Here is a 19,441-nt window from a genome sequence, read left to right as displayed (position 1 = left end):
GACTATATCAACATGAGGTTGAAATGATTACCGTCAAAGTCTTGGAATTATTCTATAATGACTGTTAACATCTACACGTACTAAACTAAGAATTATACCTTTTGATGGGTGAGGAGGATTTAAATGCTTAGTCAAATAATACTCAGACCCTTTAAGAGACTTCATCTTAAAGACATATACATTCTTTCCAGAGGCTTCTAGTGTACGAAGAACCATTGCCGCTTGCTCAAAATACAAAGGAAGAGAGAAATTTTCTGGCATACCCCATGCTATCACTATATAATGAGAATCTTGTAGCACCTCTTTAATCTTTTTTTGATTCGATTCTAAAACGGAAAATAATTTTTCTGTCCCAATTTCAGCAATAATAGTATTTATATCACTGTATATTGCCCTTGAGTTAGGATTGTATATTGGTAAAAGGTTTAATATCTGTAAATATTTAATATCTTTAATAGTTTTTAACCCGTTGTCTACCGAGTGTATAGAATGACTTATAAAGAATTCAATAAGTTTGTTTATAGTGTTATCCGACTGACGAGAATCAGCCTTGGAAGGATTCATCATTACAATGGTGATAGTTTTATAACCTTGTTTGTTTAACTCAATGTTTAGGAAATCCCTTTTTTCAATGAAATTTTGTTTTGTATTAACTATAGTTTCTTTTTCACAATGTGGTTCCCCTAAAATATAATCAGCAATATACCTGCTCATATTAACTACTCCATCATTTGATAGTTACTCTGCTAGTCACCTTTTTTAATTAAATAAGTAGTTTTTTCCCCATCGGAATCAACAATGTAATTCTTTTTAACAAACCAATTAACGACATGTTGATAATGAGGATTTGACTTTTTTACAACAGCTGAAGTTAATGAGACACCTCTTCTTTTTATTTCATCTTCAAGGAAAGAGAGCAAAGTACTTCCCACATTTTCCGAATGATTTTTTATGTTTACACAAAGAGAAATCTCCCCTTCTTTTTGACCAAACGAATTCTCATCAAAATCCAACCAACCTACTCCTAATGCTACTCCATCTGCATCCTTGATTACCCACCATTCATAATAACCTAGTGGATAATTTTCTGTGATCCCTTTAAAATCGAATGAGGAGCTATAGGGCAGAAGAATTTCTTTTATATCCCCACACCAAGATGGGTTTTCAATTTTAGTTATTTCCATATTTATAAAACCTCTCGTTTCTATAAAATAAACAATATTATCTTTGTTTTATTTAGTTGTACCTTGGACTGCATACCAAACGAATTGATCTCAAACCTTTTAATACTAATATAAAATAATTTTACTTTTTACATACTTTACTTCCATAATTGCTTTATAAAGAATGTGATACAAATCATACGCTCCAGCTTCTTTTAAGCTACCCTTGTTAAAAAAGTTAATATCTGCTCGACCAATCCGACTAGCATTGAGACCTTCCTCTGTTAGTTGAAATAGATTTACCCACTCAATCGGAGCCAATTCTATCTTATTACATGTACTTTCATAACATAAGTCGATAATTTGAGATAAAACAAAACACTGTTCTTCCTTTAGGTTACTAAAGAGCATAAATGCTTCTTGAGATTTGTAATCGTAAGGAGTATTGACTATTTCTCCTCCCAATTTATGTATAACTAAATCAATATAAACCCCATAAGGTCGAGTGGGTTTAAAAACAATTAAATTTTCTTTATACCAAATAGTAAAGAAGGTTTTTCCTGCGGATGTCTTATAATCAATAGCTTGAAAACCATCTTTTTTTACCTGAACATTTAAATATTTATTTTTAATATACTCATCTAATGACCTTAACACGTTATGTTCTTTTGCATGTCTTTTAATTAGATATTGATAATCCTCTTTTGATCTTCCTACCTCATGTTCATCGCAAAATTCTTGAAATTCATCGATAAGTAACCAATTTTTATGATTGTTATCATACTTCTGCTGCTCTTTTTCAAAAAAGTCACGGACTTCCCTCCAAGTAAGAGGGATAATATCAACATGATTACAAGTTGAAATGGTTTGACAGTGTGCATCCAATTGTTTATATGTTAAAGGATTATCCTTTATTTTAATTTCCACCAATACACTAAGCGCTTCATTACTCTCATAAATGTATCCATCGGGGACACCTATATAATTACTTCCTATTTCCTCTGATGATTTAATTTTCCCGGACTCTGAAATGGCAAGAACTACCCCCCGCTTTGTATGTGCATCCATCACCTTTGCAAGTTGAGTACCAAAATGATAATCTCTTTTAATTCCTATTTGAAAATTTCCAATCCAACTTCCTAGAAATCGATCGGTCAACTCTTTTGTTGATTTTTCTAATAGTTTAAATAACACTTCGGTAACACGATCTTCAGGCTTATCATAATATAGTTGATAAAGGTTATTTTTCACCTGGACTCTCCTTAAAAAAAATTTATCATAATAAAGAAAGCATTAGAAGACTTTACCACCCCAAAAAGATACTTACTCTCATGTTAATCCAAATAATACACCCATTTGATAAAAACAATGAACTACCATCTAGTGTTCCATAACGTTCTATCGAAGCGAAATAAGCATAGCAGGTACAATTGGGAAATGAACTTGTACAATCACTTGTATTCTAGTCCCGTATTCTTCTTAGCACTCGAACGTACCATTAAACATCATCCAACGTAATACCTTTTAAAAAAGAATGGCAGTTAGCAGGTTGTCAATTATCAAAAAACAGGCTGCAAATAGCTTCACAGCCTGTTTTTTAATTTACAAAGGAAAAGTGTTGTAAACTAATCTTTCACCATCATATTCCCTTTGAGACCTATTTAAATATTTATTCACTTCAACTTCTAATAGGTCAACTTCATTATCATCTAAAATTGATATCTCGGAGTCCTTTTTTAGACCAAATGATTTATAAGAAGTCCCCAAACGCAAACCACTTCCTTGAGTTAAAATCCATCTATCATGTATAGGTAACTCTCCATCTGACTTCTTACCAACTATTGCAATATCTGTCTCTGGTGGGTCTTGATCTGAAATATTCATTCTCCAATATTTCATGTATTCTTCCTCGTAATTACCTTTTATGTCCTCCTGTTTTTGATTCTTTATGCTTGTTAAAACCTCGTAAGTAATTTCTGGTTTTAACACTCTAAAAGTCTGTAAAACTTCTAAATCCCCGACTCCGAAGAAAGGATCACAAATTTTAACATAGCCCTTAGCGTTTTCTTCAAACCATTTTTTTAAATAATCCAAAGCCTTATCCCTTTCCCCCACCTTGATTAATATACTTTTTTGGCTATTGTCTATGGCACTCTCTTTTACTTTATTAAATTGAATTTTATTGTTGCCCGACATGTTTAATGCTAATTCTGCTCCTAAAAGAATAGACTCAAAGATAGGTCTTATTACTTGTGAGGCTTGAACAGCATTATTTCTAAAACGAATATTCATATTTTCTAACAACCAACTGTAAATAGGATATGCATCTTTCAAAGATAGTTTCGAGCCTATTTCAACATATTCCTTGGTATCTTCTATCTTTACCGTTCCTACCCTCTTGGCATTCAAGGCACCTAATAGCCTCCAAGAAGCTTGTTTATAATTTTCCACTGATTCAGTCTCTACTTCAGTTTCACTGTTTTCAAGCATTTTCTTTTTGAGTTCTAACATCTTATACTCTTCATTTAGTTCTTCTTTTATTTTTACCCTAGCAGGATCTTTATCATTTATAGAAACTAAACTCTCAGCAAATTCTGGGTCAATCCTATGCGCAAAATCAATCAATCTCTTCTGTATAGTAAACACACTGCTTTCTTTATCTTTTGATATTGATATGCTCATAGCTTTTTTAATAAAGCTTTTACTTTTAACTTGATCTATTTTCACTAGATTCGATGCTAATGCTTCATATTGAGTAAGTTTATCGTTTATTGTTGGAATTTCATCGACAAGTTTTTCTACCTCCTCGATGACTTCAAGAGTTTTCTCTTGTTTATTTCGAGGAAAACAACAAGCCACAATTGTTAAAACTAATGCTCTATCTGAAAGGTTTGGCACATTTCTAGCCTCTTCAATTAAATCGAGCCACGCTTGAAATTTTGTTTGCCTTAATTTCATAATTTGAGCTCGTGAAACTATTTTATAACCATCGTGTTTTATATGCCTCTCATTTGGTAACTTAGTTTCAACTAAACTTTCAAGCCTCTTAGCAATATCTAATTTCTGTTGAATTGTAAATTTACGACTATATCGATTATCCATAATACTATCTACGATATCAGTAATTATTGAAAAAATTAAACTGTCCAACTCTGCCTTATCTATTAATTCACATAAATCTATAATATCTTCATAGTTAATATCATATCCCTGACCCTGGATACCATCATATGGATCCATAGGTGTAGCCTTGGTTAAAAAAAATCTCACAATACTATTATAAGCACTATCTCTTTCTAAAATAGGCAGTGATTCTAATTGTTCAAAAGCTGTATTCTTATGCGCTAAGTACAAAGATGGGGCAACCCTTATTATCACATGATACTTGTAGCCTTCGTCCAAATTGGATATTCTCTCTAAGCAGGGTTTAATCCTTTCTAAAACAATTGTTCTTCCTTTTTCATTTTTCTTATTACTGTATAGTCTTAGGGCTAATTCGTTCCATAATAATGCCTTTTCACCATCTGAAGGAACCAAATCAATAATTTTAGTAATATGTTCTAAATCGTTTTCATTATCAATGTCACTTGATATTAATCCGCTATATGAGCGAATAACCAACCGCAGCACTGATAGATAAGACCAGGAAATATTCGGATCATAAAATATTAATCCGTTCCTAAATTCCTCAATTTTTTCAAAATAATCCCTAGATATTTCTATTGAAACAGATGCAAGAGCATTGATAATCTTAAATCCGATATCAATTTTTCTCCAGCCAATGTTTATTGACATCCAAGTATCATTTAAATCCTTCAACAATGAATCTTTAAACTTTGATAATTCACTAATTTGATTAATCATGGATAAAATTAGACATATTCCTTTACATCTATCATCTGGATCAGTTATTTTTCTTACCTTGTTGAAAATCCCTATAAATTCTTTTAAGCAGCTCTCTTCATACTTTTCTTTTAATAAAAAAATATTTTCTATTGTAGATAAGACAGCTTCAGAATAAAAATCATGATCATCAATTCTAGAAATTATCTCATTTATATATTTAATTCCATCTAAGTCAAGCTGTTGCGATCCAAAGGCCTTAATAAAAACTAGCAAAGATCTATCGCGTGTGAAAGCTGTATTTAGCTTTTCGATAATATTTATTGCTTTATTAGGACAATAGATAGCTAGCTCCTCAATTGTTCCTTTAAATTCTTCAAATTGATTGGCTGTGCTTACTAATAGACTTTCAATACATTCTTCCAAATCTCTCTCAATTATGGAATGCAATCCATCTATTTCTTCAAAAATGCCATCTTTATCAATTTCAATTAATGTCGTATATAAAGTTGAATAACCTCTTGTTTTTATAGGTAACTCTTCATGTTCATTAATATAAAAATAAAGATCTATTAATCTTTCTTTACAAGCAAAATAATCATAAAGGAAAACAGCTTTAGCCAAATTAATTTGTATTAAAATATAATCTTCTGTGGGTCCTATCTTTTCTATATTACTCATTTGACTATCGAACAAATCTACTAACTTTTTTGATTTTGTTACTGGTAATAAAGGAATGTTAGTAGATAGTTTCCTATATATCCCTGCATTAGGCGCGTATTCAGTCGTTTTCACCGTCAAATTTAATACGTATTCAATAACTTCTTCAATATTCTCTAAGTTCTCAGTAATAGCACACCAATTACTTAAGATATATATTTGATCGCTAATTGAATCATATTTTTTTACTTGAGTTAATAACTGTTCTGCTGAATTATTTTTTATGAATTGCGAGAATTCATTAAAGAATGTCCTTACTTGAGGGTTTTTAATTTTGGAATTCAAACTACTGTGCAATGTATCTAAGTCTTTTTCAACATTTTTTGACCCACTCATTGCTGATAACGATAGGTTAGCTAACGCCCAATCCACTGCATTTTCTTGTTTATCTCCACCTGTTGATTTTTCAATTAATTCAAATGCAAGATCAGGGTTTATATAAACTAAATCTTCAGATATTTCACGAGCCTTTTCACCCATTCCTTTAAAATCTATCTTTTTGTATATATTCAATATATTTTCAATAATTTCTGGTTCAGGAACTAAACCTTCTTCCTTTTTATGCCTAGCAATAATACTAAGCATATGCAAACGGTCCTCTAAAAGAAGATTACTTTGGGATAATGCCAAAGCTCTATCAAACTCGTTCAATTCTAGTAAAGCTTTTATCTCAGATTTCCAAATATTAGTATTGTAATTTTCCATTATGACAGAATTTTGAATACTAAACTTAAATAAATCGTCAGATTTCCTTAATTTTTCAGAGGCCGAAAAGCCAAGTTTAGCCATCTTAGATAGAGTACCTAAGGACTGAGTTCTAAATAATATTCTAGAAAAGGTTTCCGGTGTTAAAAGGGATACAAGTTCGTCTAAACGCCCAGCTTGGTCAAGATAAACTGGAAGCTGTAATAAATTTTCATCTGTTACTTCATCTAATAAGTGATCAATAATTAAATTGAGAGAATCTTCTTTTTTATTCTGCAGCTTCTTAGACACAAATTTTTTAAATGAGTTAGAATAAAAAGTTATTTCATTTGTAACCTCATTGAAGTTAAGAAAATTAATTTCTTCTGTATATTTTTTTATTTCACATTCATCTATTCCTAAAATTTGAGATATAAAATTAATATCGTTATTATTTTCCTCGTGGGCGAGTAACGCTAATAAATCAATTAATTTCTCATCTTGAATATTAACTAGTGCCCATTCATATTCAAATAGATTGGGGAGTTTATCATGAATTTCATTAAGTAACTCGTCAACATCAACACCGGTTTCAATAGTTCTTTTTATATTAGCTAAATCTCCTGGCTTCCCTTTACATATTTTTCTTATCTCCCTAACTTGGTCATCTCTAAGACCAAGCCCCATAAAGAATGCTAATGTTTGTTCATATGAAAAACCTGGGATATGAAAAGGTTTATATCTAATGTTTTTATTACCTAGAAAACTAGCGATTTTACCTTCATTGTTAGAAGATAATAGGAATTTTACTTTGTGTGGATTTAGACCAAAAGGGAAAATATCTAATATAACATCCCGCAAATACCCCTCACTTTCCGGAATATCTTCTATACCATCAATTACAAAATAGTAAAAGCCGTCTTTATTTCTAATATATTTGTTGAACCTATAAAAAAGCATGTTCAATTGAGATTGGTCAATTTCTTCTAAATCCTTTAATTCATTCCCATAGATAACCCAGTTCATCTGACTGTATAGTTCAGTCTTAATTATCTGAGGATCATAACCAATTTTACTAGATGGTTTAATAAATAATGAAATTGCATTATTATAATAACGTTTACAAAAATCGGCCAATAAGGCTGTTTTACCTGCACCCTCCTCTCCTTCAAGTAATACGATTTCCTCATTATAGTCATGGAACATTTGTTCAATAGTATCAATTAAATTATCCATAGGTATTGTTTCAAAAGAATTTTTGGGAATTGTATTCGAAACAACAGTTAAATCCATTATTTGTTGCACTTACACCCCTCACCTTCAAAAAAATAAATTTATATCTACTATTATAGATTAATATGTTATTTTTTAGGGTTTTTTGTAAAAAAAAGTAACTGGTATAGAAAATAAAAATTAATAAATCGCTAATAAAAATAAACTGGCCCAAGAAATAGCTCCTTTTACTTGCTATACGAATTTGCTTTCTATTTTCGATAGCAAAAAAACGACAGATAACTGTCGTTTTTTGTATTTCATTCAACACAAGCTCTCTTTACTAAGTTTCTTAAAATAAGTACTCTTAAGAAAATAAGAGTTTTCCATATAGCTAATTTACTTAGTCCTCAACATTTTCTAATTGATTTGTTGACTTATATGCTTGGTATACTTCACCAGCAATTCCAGAAAAATAATAAGGAACTCTTATCTCCGGCCAAGTAATGGGTTCATCAGAGCCAGTATATTCATATAAGTAATATCTCCAAGGAATCCAAGGTACATATTTACTCAGTCGTCTAATTAAGGTCCTTACGGATTTCTCCTCTTCATCGGAAGTGTCAATTTCAATAGATTCCCAAAATCCTCTTGTATTTTCTAAATCCTCCTCGTTTTCAGGGAACAGGAATTCTTTATGGTAGAAATATAAGTTCTCCAAAAAAATAGATAATGTATAATTTTTAAGTTCGTCATGAAGGTTAACCGCTTTAAAAATGAGTTGTATTTTTTCATTTCTATTTGCACTTAAAATCACACTCTTTTTATCACGATACTCACTCAATAAAAGTCTTATAATGGCTATTTGTGTGTCCTTTTGGATTTCTGGGTATAGAGTTTGAAACATAGTTAATATGAGATACTCATCCCAATATAGATTCATTTCAATTGCTTTTATAGCATCAGTAAGAAGGAGGTCAGAAACCCTACCTAAAAGTACACTACTGTTCTTTTCAAATATATATTTTTTAGTATAACCATACTTTATTAAGTAACATATTAACTCTTCAGTAGAATTCAGGTTAGAATCTATCCTATTAAGAATTGTAGATACTTGATCATCTTTCAGTGGCATGCCATATTGAAACAGTAATAACAATATACTTTCTGGAGTATATCTTATATCTATATTTACGGTTGAAGGGTCTGCTCCAGACTTTAAAAGTAAACGAACGATATCAATGTTATCATTCAGAATAGCCTTATTAATTAGGTATTTATTCCCATTATCTTTTATGTTAGGATTTACCCCGACATTTAAAAGGAGATGAGTAGGATCATATTTATCCAATCCAACACATTGATGTAATGCTTCGATTTTCATCTTTCCATCTGTGTCGATGTTTCCTTCTAATAACACCCTCAACAAATTTATATCTTCCAAAGCATGCTCATAGTAATTTATTTCATCAAAATTAGAGTTATTGACTAATATTTGCACGATTCCTAAACGCGAAGGATCCTTATAATATTTATAATATGAAATAGCTGCTTGAAGACTATCATATCCATGTATATATACCTTGTTGGGTTGTATTTCAGCTATGCATAAAAGTTTAAGTAAATTAGGGTAGTTGTGTTCAATAGCTGCTATAAAAGTGGATTCGTCAACCTCGAACCCCCTTTTCACAACCATTTTTTCTGCTTCTTCTTTATTTTTACAATTAATGAAGTCATAATACTCATCGTTTATTCTTGCAAGCTCAATAATAATTGTTTTTATCGTAGTATGTTGTGGTAATAACTTCTGCCCTTCTATAACTCTACGCGCACTTACAATGGACCATAGTATTTCATAGCTTTTATGAATAGGGTTGAATATTAGCGTAAAACTTATGCCCCCAAAGATAGTTTCAAATCCACCGAATCTAGTTTTTTTAAACCCTAAATCCATTAACTCTTCCTTAGTTAATAGTTTCTGCACAATACAACCCCCTATTGTAGATTTAAGGTGTGGCCCGAATATATTTTACTAAATTATACCATCTAATCATCTTAATATCCTTACTTGTCATTACTTCACATGAGACTCTTTATACCCTAAAGGTTTCAAACACTTTTAATACTATTAATACACGGTACCCAATTACCTATAACAATTTACAAATAAATGGTACAATTTTCATATAGCCACTGAATTAAGAAAACGCATAACCTCGAGGTGAGAAAATGAGAAAAATCGGGATAATCAAATGGTATGGAGGAAAAAACTATAAAACAGGAAAACAAAATGATTTCGGATTTATTTCAATGGATAATGGGGATGATCTCCGGTTTAAAAAAATGGATATTCTCACCTCAGAAAACAACTTGCGTGAAGGTAGCATTGTCACATTTGATCTTGATATAAACCCCAGAAATAGAAAAACAATAGCTAAAAGAGTCTTATTACTTTCTGAGGAAACTGATAACCAATTATTAAATTTCTGTTGGAATAGCAATAACAAAAGATTTTGGAAGGCTGTCCTAAACAGTTATTTAAAGAGGAAACCACCTGAGGAGTCTTCAGCCTTATTAACTCAGAAACTAAAAACCCTCCCATCCATGATTGAAAAACGTTTATTTATTAGGGATGTACCTAAGCACTTCTTTTTTTATTCCGTGGAACTCCGCAAACTATTACCAATTGATGAACATTTAGCATTGTGCCTTCATTTTCTAAATGAAAGAGAATATGATAACTCAATACTTCGTGTTTTTAAGGAAGAATTGCTACTTATTATCAACAACTACTCTATAGGAATGCGGTACAAAATACTCCCTATTAAACTTCTTTTTATTGACAGGGATTTAAGAGAGACATTAGAACCCAGACATCATTTAGATGTTTTGCTAAAGATGTTTGATCAAAGTCAAATTGAAGAAAGTAATATGGATAATCTTTTTGAAGAACTATTAAGTTTACTTAATAAAGTTCCACAGGATAGTAAAGATACTATACTTTCAAGAATTCCTCCTGAAACTTTCAAGAGGAATAAAAAGTTTAGATCAATGTTACCGTATTTAAGTCAAGTAAAAATTATTCTAGAACTGCTTAGTATAGAGACTCGAGCTTCACTTATAAACGAGCTAAGAGTTTGTTTAGAAAAACAAAACAATGAAGAAATTTGGGAGTTAATACCACCTAATATTATAAAAGAACCTGATATAGCCTGCTTGGCACCAGATCATATTATTGCAGGTGTCTTAGTGGAAGAATGGATGAACTCTAAAGAGGCTAACACCATTTCTCAATTATCTTCACTAATATCTAAATCCAGTAAGGCAGATCAACAAAGAGTAATGCATATGTTGCCAATTGAGTTAAAATTACACCCTTCTTTCTTTATTTATCTACCAAGTAACGATCAGGTAAAGTATACTTGGAACGAAATTGAAGAAGCCAAGTGGTTTAGTCTGTCCACGAAAGCAAAATTACTTGCAATTTACCGAGCGGCAAAATATGATGAAAAAATCGCTATAATTAATCACATTAATAAAGAGAAAGAGCCTGTTATTAAATATGGTCTACTGCTGTTATCTATAAAGATTCAACCTCAAAAAAAGCAACAGATATTTGATGAAGCACATTATTTACTGGAAAGTTATGTTTCTGACATGGTGTGGAGTTCCATAGAACCTATAGATCTCGACTTATTATTACCGCATTGTTCATATGGTCATGTAACCTATTGTGAGGGAAAGGTTTGGAGAGAAAACCAGGAACCCTTAAATGATCCACCACAAAGGGCCTTCTGTCCAAGAACAAATGGAGCATGTTCAGCAGGATTAGCTAGTGCTCGTCTAACAGCAGATTGTACACAGGAATGGCATAAGTGGTCACTTCTTGAACTTATGAAAAGTCTGGACGTTAATACTTATCTCCCTCGTTATAAAATGCAACGTAATGACGTTTATCCTCTGAAAATATCTGGGTGGATAAACAGACTTAATGAGATAAGAGCAAGGCTAAAGTGCACTTATTGTGGTGAAACATTAAAGCCAAACATGAAATACTCAAAGAGTTTCGCAAGGTATAACAATACGATCTTTTTCTGCCCACAAAGCAAAGATAATAATCACGATCATAATATTTACTTAAACCATTGCTGGGCTTGTCGAAAGATCATAGACAGTCGAGAAAATAAAATACAATATGAAAATTATTATTTATGTTTGGATTGCGGTAGCGGACCCCGGGAGAGTAAAGAGTATAAGCAGGGAGATATATGCCCTAAGTGTGATTTGCCTCGGATGAAACAACTAACTGAAAGAGCATTTAAATGTACCTCTTATACATGCGGGCACAAAATCAATGTTCCACCAGATTTTAAACAAACTGGAAGAAGAATGTTTAATTATTAATGAGTTTATTATTTTGGTTGCAAATCGAATGAATTGTATTCTAAAGAGTAGGGAAAAACTTAAAAAGGTGCTGCAGAAAAACATGCAGCACTTTTAATATTTTGATCTGGTTTTTTTTAACATAAAACAACCTTATGGTAATGGCGATTGTATCCTTAATTAACTCCCGTTTTATGTCCATTTCCGGCCTGGTTCAATGCCCCTTTCTATATGATTCCTGCCGAGGGATTCAACTTATCTTCTTTAGGAAGGAATACTCGTTCCCTTAGTATTAAATAATCATGTTCTCTAACCCATTTAAAGCCATGAGCTGATTTTTGTCTTCCACTGCAACATTTACCAATCCCACTTGTATTAATTTTAATATTTAAATCGATTTCTGCAGCACGGATATTTTTATGAATATTGATAAAATCATTATCCATTGTTAATTGAACAATTCGGTTAATCCGCTTTCTTAGATTTAACAATGGTCTTTCATCTCCAAAATATCTCCATTGAAAACCGTAAGCATAATTTACTTTACCAATGCAAGCTTTACTAATACAAGATGGGCTAGCATTTTCAAATCCGTTAACTATTAAATGCTCAGCTGCAGCTTTTATTGACGGGAATTTTTGAAGGACTTCACCAGAAAGTGTATACTGAAATATTTCTAATTCACTCGGATCTTTATACGGTTTAATCTTTGAAAAATCACCATCACCCACCAATTTCCACTGATATCCAGCACACATTTGTTTTTTTCGATTAAACATATCAATAAGTGTCAGGTAACTTACACCTGAATCCTCACACGCTTCTTTCAAAGAAGGATATTCTTTTATAAATACCCCATCTAAATCATATTGTTTCACAGCTTTGGCAGTTCCTCTATTTTGTAACACCATATGTTGAATATTTTCTTGGTGTGTAACCCATACTAAGTTTTCCACTCTATTATCATGGGTTATGTTATTTATATGATTCACAATTGGTTTGTTTTCCGGGTTGGGAATAAACGCTTCTGCAACCAGTCTATGAACGAATATATTCCGTCTTTCTCCCTTTTTCGAAAGTCTCACAATTGAATATCCTTTTTTTAACTTTATGTGCATCAATTTCTCATTAATTAGCCTTTTCGAGCCACGACTACCTTTTACTACCCTTTCCAACCCTTTTATTCGACCAAAGTTTGATACTTGATAATAACCCTCGTAACCTTTAACATCTTCCCATATTTCCTCTTCTGTAATTAAAATTTCGGGTGCTTTTCCGCCTCCGTATTTTTCTGAGTTTGTTTTAAGCTTTGAAATTTCAGATGAAGTGGCCCATTTTAAATTGAAAACAATATTGTTATCAGTGTAGCCATCAATATGAGAAATCAATGATTTATTATCAGGGTTAGCAAGAAATGCCTCAGCAACTAGTCGGTGAATGTATATGCATTTGCCTTCATTATCTTTCCTCAATTCAACCATGAATCTGTTCTTTGAAGATTTCCTCGGTTTTAATATTTTCTCTTGAATTTTTCTCTTTCTGCCAGTCCTATCAATAATTGAACCTTTGACTCTCTTAATTCTCCCGAAATTGCTGACTTGATAAAGAGTTTCAAATCCTTTTATACCCTTCCATATTTCTATTGCACCTGCCGGTATTTTTGTGCGTTTATTCACCTTGGCTTGTACTATTGGTGTCGTCTTAACAGAGTGCTGTATATTCTCTCTCTGTGTAACCCATTCTAGATTTTGAACATTTGAATTACTTCTATCTCTGTCTATGTGGTTAACAAATGATTTATTATCTGGATTGGGAATAAAAGCTTCTGCAACCAGTTTATGAACATAGAATTTTTTTCCTTTATTATTTTTATAAAGGCTTATGATTAAGTAACCTTCTGCAATGACGGGTGATAATAATTTTTCTAATACTTTATTTACGTATCCGTCTCTCCTTATCACGTCACGTCTGAGTCGTTTTACTTTACCAAGATTGCTCACTTCATAGATGCCTTCATAATTTTTTATCGGTTTCCAAATTTCTTCTTCCATAACATCACCAATGTTTAGTCTCTCCATTAATGAAGAGATTAACCCTAAAATGCACAATAAAATATCGATGACGTTAGTGTTAATTCAATAAGCCTGAGTGAAAAGAATACTTGTCAGCTAATTCAGCGGTTGTACAGTAAAAATTTAATAAGAAAAAGACTATTGAATCTTCCTTTTTCTACAATAATTCTCCCTTTTATTTTGTATAAATGTGATGAAAAATAGGAAATGCTAATTGTGATAATTTTGAAGGGGGGGGAATTTAAATGAATTTACATAAAACAATATTATTCATATTCATTTTAGGAATTTGTTTCCCCGTTGCTTCTACATTTACATTAATTATAAAATTGATTACCCAGCAGCCAATTGAGCCAATTTCCTTATTTGTACTAGCTTTTGGATATATCATCATGTTTAAATATAACTTATTATTCCATGAATTATTAGAAAAATGGTTTAAATAGTTAAAACGCTATCTTGAACTTCTAATGACGATTAATTGTTTCCAAACTTCCCGGCTTTTTGATATAAAAGGCTATTTCCTAAAGGAGGTATATTTTTAACCTTATTTTGTCAACTTAGAAAGGTAAAGCCAGATTCCAATTCAGCAAGTTTGATTCCAAAGAGGTTTTGGAAGCGATAAAAAATGGATCATAGCTTATGAATATCCAAATCAAAAGCACGAAAATATTACTGGGATTTGTGAGTAAACAAACAACTCATATTCCAAGCAGTCCTGGATATACAAATGCGAAGAAGATATAAGTCGTGGGAAAAATATATTGAAGATTAAAAGTCATTTCATAAATCACTAGAGGGGAAAGAATACGGACCATCGTTGTTTGCGAAGGCGGCGTAAGTGAACGGTTTTACACCGAAAAACTTGTACCATCCATTGGAATAGTCCAAAATATCTTCGACACAGGTTAATTCAGAGGTACCCTGAGGGGGATGACAAAAAGAAGTTCTAACTAACTTAGGTACACTCTAAATATGGCTGTTATATGTTCTATTTTAGGTTTTTATTGCTCATTATTAGGGGTATCTTTATTTAAAAGTTCCTTATACACCTTATCGTATAAATCATTGTATTCTTCTCTAAAAAATGAAAGACTTAATTTTTGTATTACACGATAACGGGTAGGTTCGATTCCACTAGCCAAAAGTTCTATTATAGATTCTTTCATTCTATGTTTTAAGACCTCTATTTTATTTTCAAACTTTTTACGTTTGAATTCTTTATGAGCGGAAATAATTTTTTTCGACTCCAAAGGAAATTGATCCTTTAACGTAGCTCCATTTTTGTACCCAATTTTCTTGGCTGTTTCTTCCAATGAAAATTTTCCAAAATAGGGGCTATTCATTATTTTAGCTAAATTCATCTTAATATGTTTACGCACCAGTCTTCGATTTCTAGGCCTTATTTGTGTCAGAAAATAAAATGGGAAGCGGCGGATATTATCTATACTTATTTTTTTGAAAAAGAGATCAATTAAATTACTATTGATACAATAGGAAAGTTTAATAAGAGTAATTAATGCGGGTACTTGCCCTTTTTTCCATCCGCAAACAGTATTGGATGATACTCCTACATAATTAGTAAAGAGACCATCATTTATTCCAAAATTAATTTTGACTTTCACAAATATATCCTGTATAAGTGCTGCAGTTTGTACCTGATTTAGATTTTTTCTTTGTTCCCTATTCAAAACCAATAAACTACCAATTTCTTTAATTATTAATGTTTGAACTTGCCTTTTCCTTCCTAAACGTCCTCGAGGAATTGCTGTACTTAATTTACATTTACACCAGTGACAAATACCTAGAGGGACCTCTCCTGAGAGTACAGGCAGTTCTCTTCTACAATTTGAGTTGGGACATTTTGTTTCTAGAAAACAATGATGTATTGGACAAATTTCGACATGTTCAAAATTCCAAATTAACCTTTCATATATAGGTTCCATATTTCTTTCATGTTGTCTCAAGCAGCTAGGACACCAAGCTTTTTTGAGTTTGAGTTCTTTTCCATTATTTATAAGATTTGAAAATAAATTTAGTGATAATAATTCTAAATCCTTTCTTCCAGTAAACAAAATTAAAACCTTTGTTAATCCATTATTGCTTTTACCATTTCCATTAATTGATGATGATCTTTTTGACCAACCTTTTCCAGTAGCGCCGGTTATATTTCCCTCTTTAAACACAGGAAAAATTAAATTGTTGAACAGCTTACTTACCTTTATATTGTGCTCCTTAGACAAGCGAGCAATATAACTTGTTAAACTCTCTATTTGGTCAGTGCCTACTCCTATTGGTTCTAAATTATATAGAACATTGCGTTCATTTATATTGTCGTCCTTAAACAAGTAGAACCCCTCCCACCGTAATATAACTGTACGAGTTTTCGCTTTTTGCCTTATTGTTAAAAGATTAGTTACATTATATTTTCTCAAACCGTATTTTCTTCAGGTGTTTTAGATGTTTCAGGAGTTTCATCTTTCTAAATGATAGTTCAATGAAGAATAGTAAATAAGGAAGAGCTAACAAAAAAAAAGTTTTTTATCGCTTGTTCTGTATGTACATTTTAATTATTACTGACTGAGATTAATTCTTTCCAATAATCCTGTAACTCTTTTTCTCTTAACAAGCCAGGTTCGTCTAAGAATGTCTCAACCTTTCTCCTACTTGCGTAAATTCCCTGATCAGTAAGATGATAATAAGCATAACTTATTTTTTGTTTTTGTATTGATATTCTATATTTTTTACGTTCTGTTTGATACTGCTTATGCCTTCTAGATAATTTACGGCACATTTCCGGGAAATTTCTATAAAGCACCCTCTTACTATATCCGATTTTTAGAGCAATCGCTTCCATTGATAAAGAATTTTCCTTATAAATATAGTCTTCTAGCTTTTGTTTGGCTATTTCATAATCAAACTTAAAACACGCTGTAGGGATAATATGTTGTGCTTCTTTTTTAACTAATTCGTTTGAAAAATCAACTACAATATTTGGCTTAAATATAATGTCAATAAAAGATACATTAAATTTAAAACATAATCTTAGTTGTTTCTCCAAAGGGGGTAATGCCACGCCGTTAATCCACCCTCGTAATGTAGACCTCGGAACATTTATACTCTGAGAAAATCTATCTATATTGCCCTTGAATATAGATTGGTTGATTGAACGAAAATTGCCTGCCATATTTCCCCTAGTAATTTTGGCTTCTTTATTTGTTAATGAAAACAGTTCTTCAATATTTCTAATAATGAATGAATTCCATATATAATCCTCTTTTGTAATTGGTATTACAGCATTTACTTTATCAAGTCGTACATAGCAATATGGGCAATAGCCTAATATAATTTGTCTATGTAGAATTGGTACACTTTTTTCACATTGAGGGCATTGGTTTAAAAGCTGGCAATTGTGAATAACACAGCATTTCAGGACTTTTAAAGTCCAAATTAGCGGATAATAAACGTCTTCCCCGCCTGTTTCAAACGTTTCTTTTATACAAAGTGGACACCATGACAAGGAAGACTTAAAAAGTTCACGTATAGTTAACACACCTTTCCACTTCTGGAAGGTTAGATCCCCTAAGTCATTTCTTTTAGTTAAGCACTCTAAGCTTCTTACAGTATCAACTGAATTATCCATAAACCCGTTTAAGGTTTTTGCCCCATCATAAAAGCGATTGCCTCCCCTTAAAGTACTTTGCAATAAAAATTCTTTGTCCATATTTGGACCAATCAACTTATTTACTAAATGACCAGGAGACACATTGTGTTGAGATGCTATTCTTATCAAGTAACTTGTAAAACTCTCAACATAAACTGTCCTTAAACCTTTGGGAGTTAAATTATATAGTTTACTTCTTTCAAAATTCACTTTTTTATTCATTTGAAATACCTCTTTTTAGAAGAAGTATTTCCATCTATGTGAATTTATATAAGACAATGATTCTTTTATCTATTAATAAATTTTATTAAGCATCAGTATCCTCCCTAAAACATTTAGAATGAAAACCCATTCTTAGGTGAAAGTTTAAATAAAAAATTCAGGCTTCTTTAGGTGCACCAACGTTATCACGAGAAGGATTACGGGTACCTGTTTTTTTATTTTTTCTCTTATCGGTACTTTTTGGACTTGTTTCTTTATATGTCCCAAGTAACTCTTTTATTTTCTTATATTGTTCTTCGTTATCCAGAAAGTCTAATTCCCCATTTAAAGCTTCCTCTGCAAGGGTTAATATTTTATTTGCACTTAACCTATTTCTCTTTAAGACCTCAATTGTAATAGTTTTTTGATTATTTTCTAATGCATCAGAAAGAGATCGTTGAAGCCATTTTTTTAGGATTCCAACACACCCTAAACTAAATTCATATATGAATTCTAAGTCACCTATTAGATCAGGCTCTATTTCAAGAGGGATATATTTTTGAAATGTATGCACAATATTACCAAACGCCTCATAGTCCTCTTGAATTGAAATATCATATCTTGGAAAATGAATCTCTTTTACACGTCTGGCTAGTTGACCATTTATGTTAATTATTTCATTCAATTCATAAGTTCCCAATAATACTAATTGAACGTGAGACATATTGGCCAATGACTTCAATGAGTCAAATTGTGATTGAAGCCCTTTCCCTGTTGCAGTTTTGAAGAAATGCTGTGCTTCGTCAATTAATAAGGCCTTGGGTCTTCTATATTTAATGGCATTTTCCAGTGATCGCCTAAGTTCTGGTGCCGTTCCGGGATGAAATGGGCTAATCTTTCTTTTGCTTGTCTCTTGTTTTAGCAGCTTCGAAAAATCAACCTTATGATCAATCAGAGGCTCGTGTAGGGCTTTTAGGAGACGATAGTAAAAATCTTTCCAGTTAAAGTTACTAGTATCCGGATTAGGCAGTTCAATTCCTGCTATCGGAATGATACACATATCGCTTTTCATTTCCTCTTCTGACTCAAGAAAAATTTTTTCAATAATCTTTTCAAACACCTTTGATTTCCCTACTCCTGAAGGACCTATAACCATAATTATTTGTGATTCATTTGAGTTCCCAATGGAAAATAGTATTTCTCGAAATACCTTTATTAATTTTGGATGACTTATAGTGTAATCCCTAAAATATTTCTCCTTTTCCTGTTTGCACTTTACTAGTAATTGCTCAGGAAACAGTCGATTAGTATTTTGCATTTTATCACCCTTGCCGAAATATTTTCTTACTCGAGGACTGTATTTCATTGCATACCTCGATTTGCTATTTCATCACTCCTTTTTAAAATCACATCACTTATTCAACGCTGCAACCAAATAATTAGCTATCCAGCTGAGCAATTTATGTGACTAGCAATATGTTTAAAATGAGCCACCAAAG

11 protein-coding genes are annotated in these 19,441 nt (G+C 31.9%); 2 read left to right on the top strand and 9 right to left on the bottom strand.

Annotated elements, in window-relative coordinates:
• Nucleotides 1–33: 33 nt before the first annotated feature.
• From B5X77_RS08090 to B5X77_RS08070, 5 genes are all read right to left on the bottom strand, one after another.
• Entirely contained in the window at nucleotides 34–714 is a 681-nt protein-coding gene (locus B5X77_RS08090) for a DUF1643 domain-containing protein (RefSeq protein WP_079506913.1), read from the bottom strand.
• A gap of 32 nt (nucleotides 715–746) precedes the next feature.
• The gene (locus tag B5X77_RS08085; protein WP_079506911.1) at nucleotides 747–1,184 is read right to left on the bottom strand and encodes a hypothetical protein; all 438 of its coding nucleotides are present in this window, start codon (nucleotides 1,182–1,184) and stop codon (nucleotides 747–749) included.
• 105 nt (nucleotides 1,185–1,289) lie between these two features.
• Complete coding sequence (locus B5X77_RS08080; protein WP_079506909.1) at nucleotides 1,290–2,414, bottom strand: hypothetical protein; 1,125 nt, start codon at nucleotides 2,412–2,414, stop codon at nucleotides 1,290–1,292.
• Nucleotides 2,415–2,765: 351 nt separating this feature from the next.
• A complete protein-coding gene (locus B5X77_RS08075; RefSeq protein WP_079506907.1) occupies nucleotides 2,766–7,715 on the bottom strand; it encodes a P-loop NTPase family protein in 4,950 nt (1,649 codons plus the stop codon).
• Nucleotides 7,716–8,025: 310 nt separating this feature from the next.
• A complete protein-coding gene (locus B5X77_RS08070) occupies nucleotides 8,026–9,606 on the bottom strand; it encodes an ankyrin repeat domain-containing protein (protein WP_079506905.1) in 1,581 nt (526 codons plus the stop codon).
• A gap of 245 nt (nucleotides 9,607–9,851) precedes the next feature.
• On the opposite strand from B5X77_RS08070, the gene B5X77_RS08065 reads away from it, so the two are divergent.
• Nucleotides 9,852–12,026, top strand: a complete 2,175-nt coding sequence (locus B5X77_RS08065; RefSeq protein WP_079506903.1) for a S1 domain-containing protein — start codon at nucleotides 9,852–9,854, stop codon at nucleotides 12,024–12,026.
• 206 nt (nucleotides 12,027–12,232) lie between these two features.
• On the opposite strand, the gene B5X77_RS08060 is transcribed toward B5X77_RS08065, so the two are convergent.
• Complete coding sequence (locus B5X77_RS08060; RefSeq protein ID WP_176167265.1) at nucleotides 12,233–14,056, bottom strand: NUMOD4 domain-containing protein; 1,824 nt, start codon at nucleotides 14,054–14,056, stop codon at nucleotides 12,233–12,235.
• A 266-nt stretch (nucleotides 14,057–14,322) separates the two neighbouring features.
• Here B5X77_RS08060 and B5X77_RS08055 point away from each other — a divergent pair, with 266 nt between their 5' ends.
• Entirely contained in the window at nucleotides 14,323–14,523 is a 201-nt protein-coding gene (locus tag B5X77_RS08055; RefSeq protein WP_079506899.1) for a hypothetical protein, read from the top strand.
• A gap of 558 nt (nucleotides 14,524–15,081) precedes the next feature.
• Here the strand turns inward: B5X77_RS08055 and B5X77_RS08050 are convergent.
• The 3 genes from B5X77_RS08050 to B5X77_RS08040 all read right to left on the bottom strand — a co-directional run bounded on the left by B5X77_RS08050 (nucleotide 15,082) and on the right by B5X77_RS08040 (nucleotide 19,260).
• Nucleotides 15,082–16,425, bottom strand: a complete 1,344-nt coding sequence (locus B5X77_RS08050; protein ID WP_176167264.1) for a TniQ family protein — start codon at nucleotides 16,423–16,425, stop codon at nucleotides 15,082–15,084.
• 218 nt (nucleotides 16,426–16,643) lie between these two features.
• Nucleotides 16,644–17,963 (bottom strand): TniQ family protein, encoded by a 1,320-nt coding sequence (locus tag B5X77_RS08045; protein ID WP_079506895.1) that lies wholly within the window; start codon nucleotides 17,961–17,963, stop codon nucleotides 16,644–16,646.
• Between the two features lie 157 nt (nucleotides 17,964–18,120).
• On the bottom strand, nucleotides 18,121–19,260 hold the full coding sequence (locus B5X77_RS08040) for an AAA family ATPase (RefSeq protein WP_079507638.1): 1,140 nt from the start codon (nucleotides 19,258–19,260) through the stop codon (nucleotides 18,121–18,123).
• Nucleotides 19,261–19,441: the final 181 nt, after the last annotated feature.

The organism is Mesobacillus jeotgali (assembly GCF_900166585.1).
In the GTDB taxonomy this organism is placed as follows: domain Bacteria; phylum Bacillota; class Bacilli; order Bacillales; family Cytobacillaceae; genus Mesobacillus; species Mesobacillus jeotgali_A.
The sequence above is the reverse complement of the archived record's forward strand: the minus strand, read 5'-3'. Positions and strand labels throughout refer to the sequence as shown.

Bases quoted from the DNA above. Each gene is read 5' to 3' on its own strand.
- B5X77_RS08090 (WP_079506913.1), bottom strand. From the start codon at position 714: ATGAGCAGGTATATTGCTGATTATATTTTAGGGGAACCACATTGTGAA.
- B5X77_RS08085 (WP_079506911.1), bottom strand. From the start codon at position 1,184: ATGGAAATAACTAAAATTGAAAACCCATCTTGGTGTGGGGATATAAAA.
- B5X77_RS08065 (WP_079506903.1), top strand. From the start codon at position 9,852: ATGAGAAAAATCGGGATAATCAAATGGTATGGAGGAAAAAACTATAAA.
- B5X77_RS08060 (WP_176167265.1), bottom strand. From the start codon at position 14,056: ATGGAAGAAGAAATTTGGAAACCGATAAAAAATTATGAAGGCATCTAT.
- B5X77_RS08055 (WP_079506899.1), top strand. From the start codon at position 14,323: ATGAATTTACATAAAACAATATTATTCATATTCATTTTAGGAATTTGT.
- B5X77_RS08045 (WP_079506895.1), bottom strand. From the start codon at position 17,963: ATGAATAAAAAAGTGAATTTTGAAAGAAGTAAACTATATAATTTAACT.
- B5X77_RS08040 (WP_079507638.1), bottom strand. From the start codon at position 19,260: ATGCAAAATACTAATCGACTGTTTCCTGAGCAATTACTAGTAAAGTGC.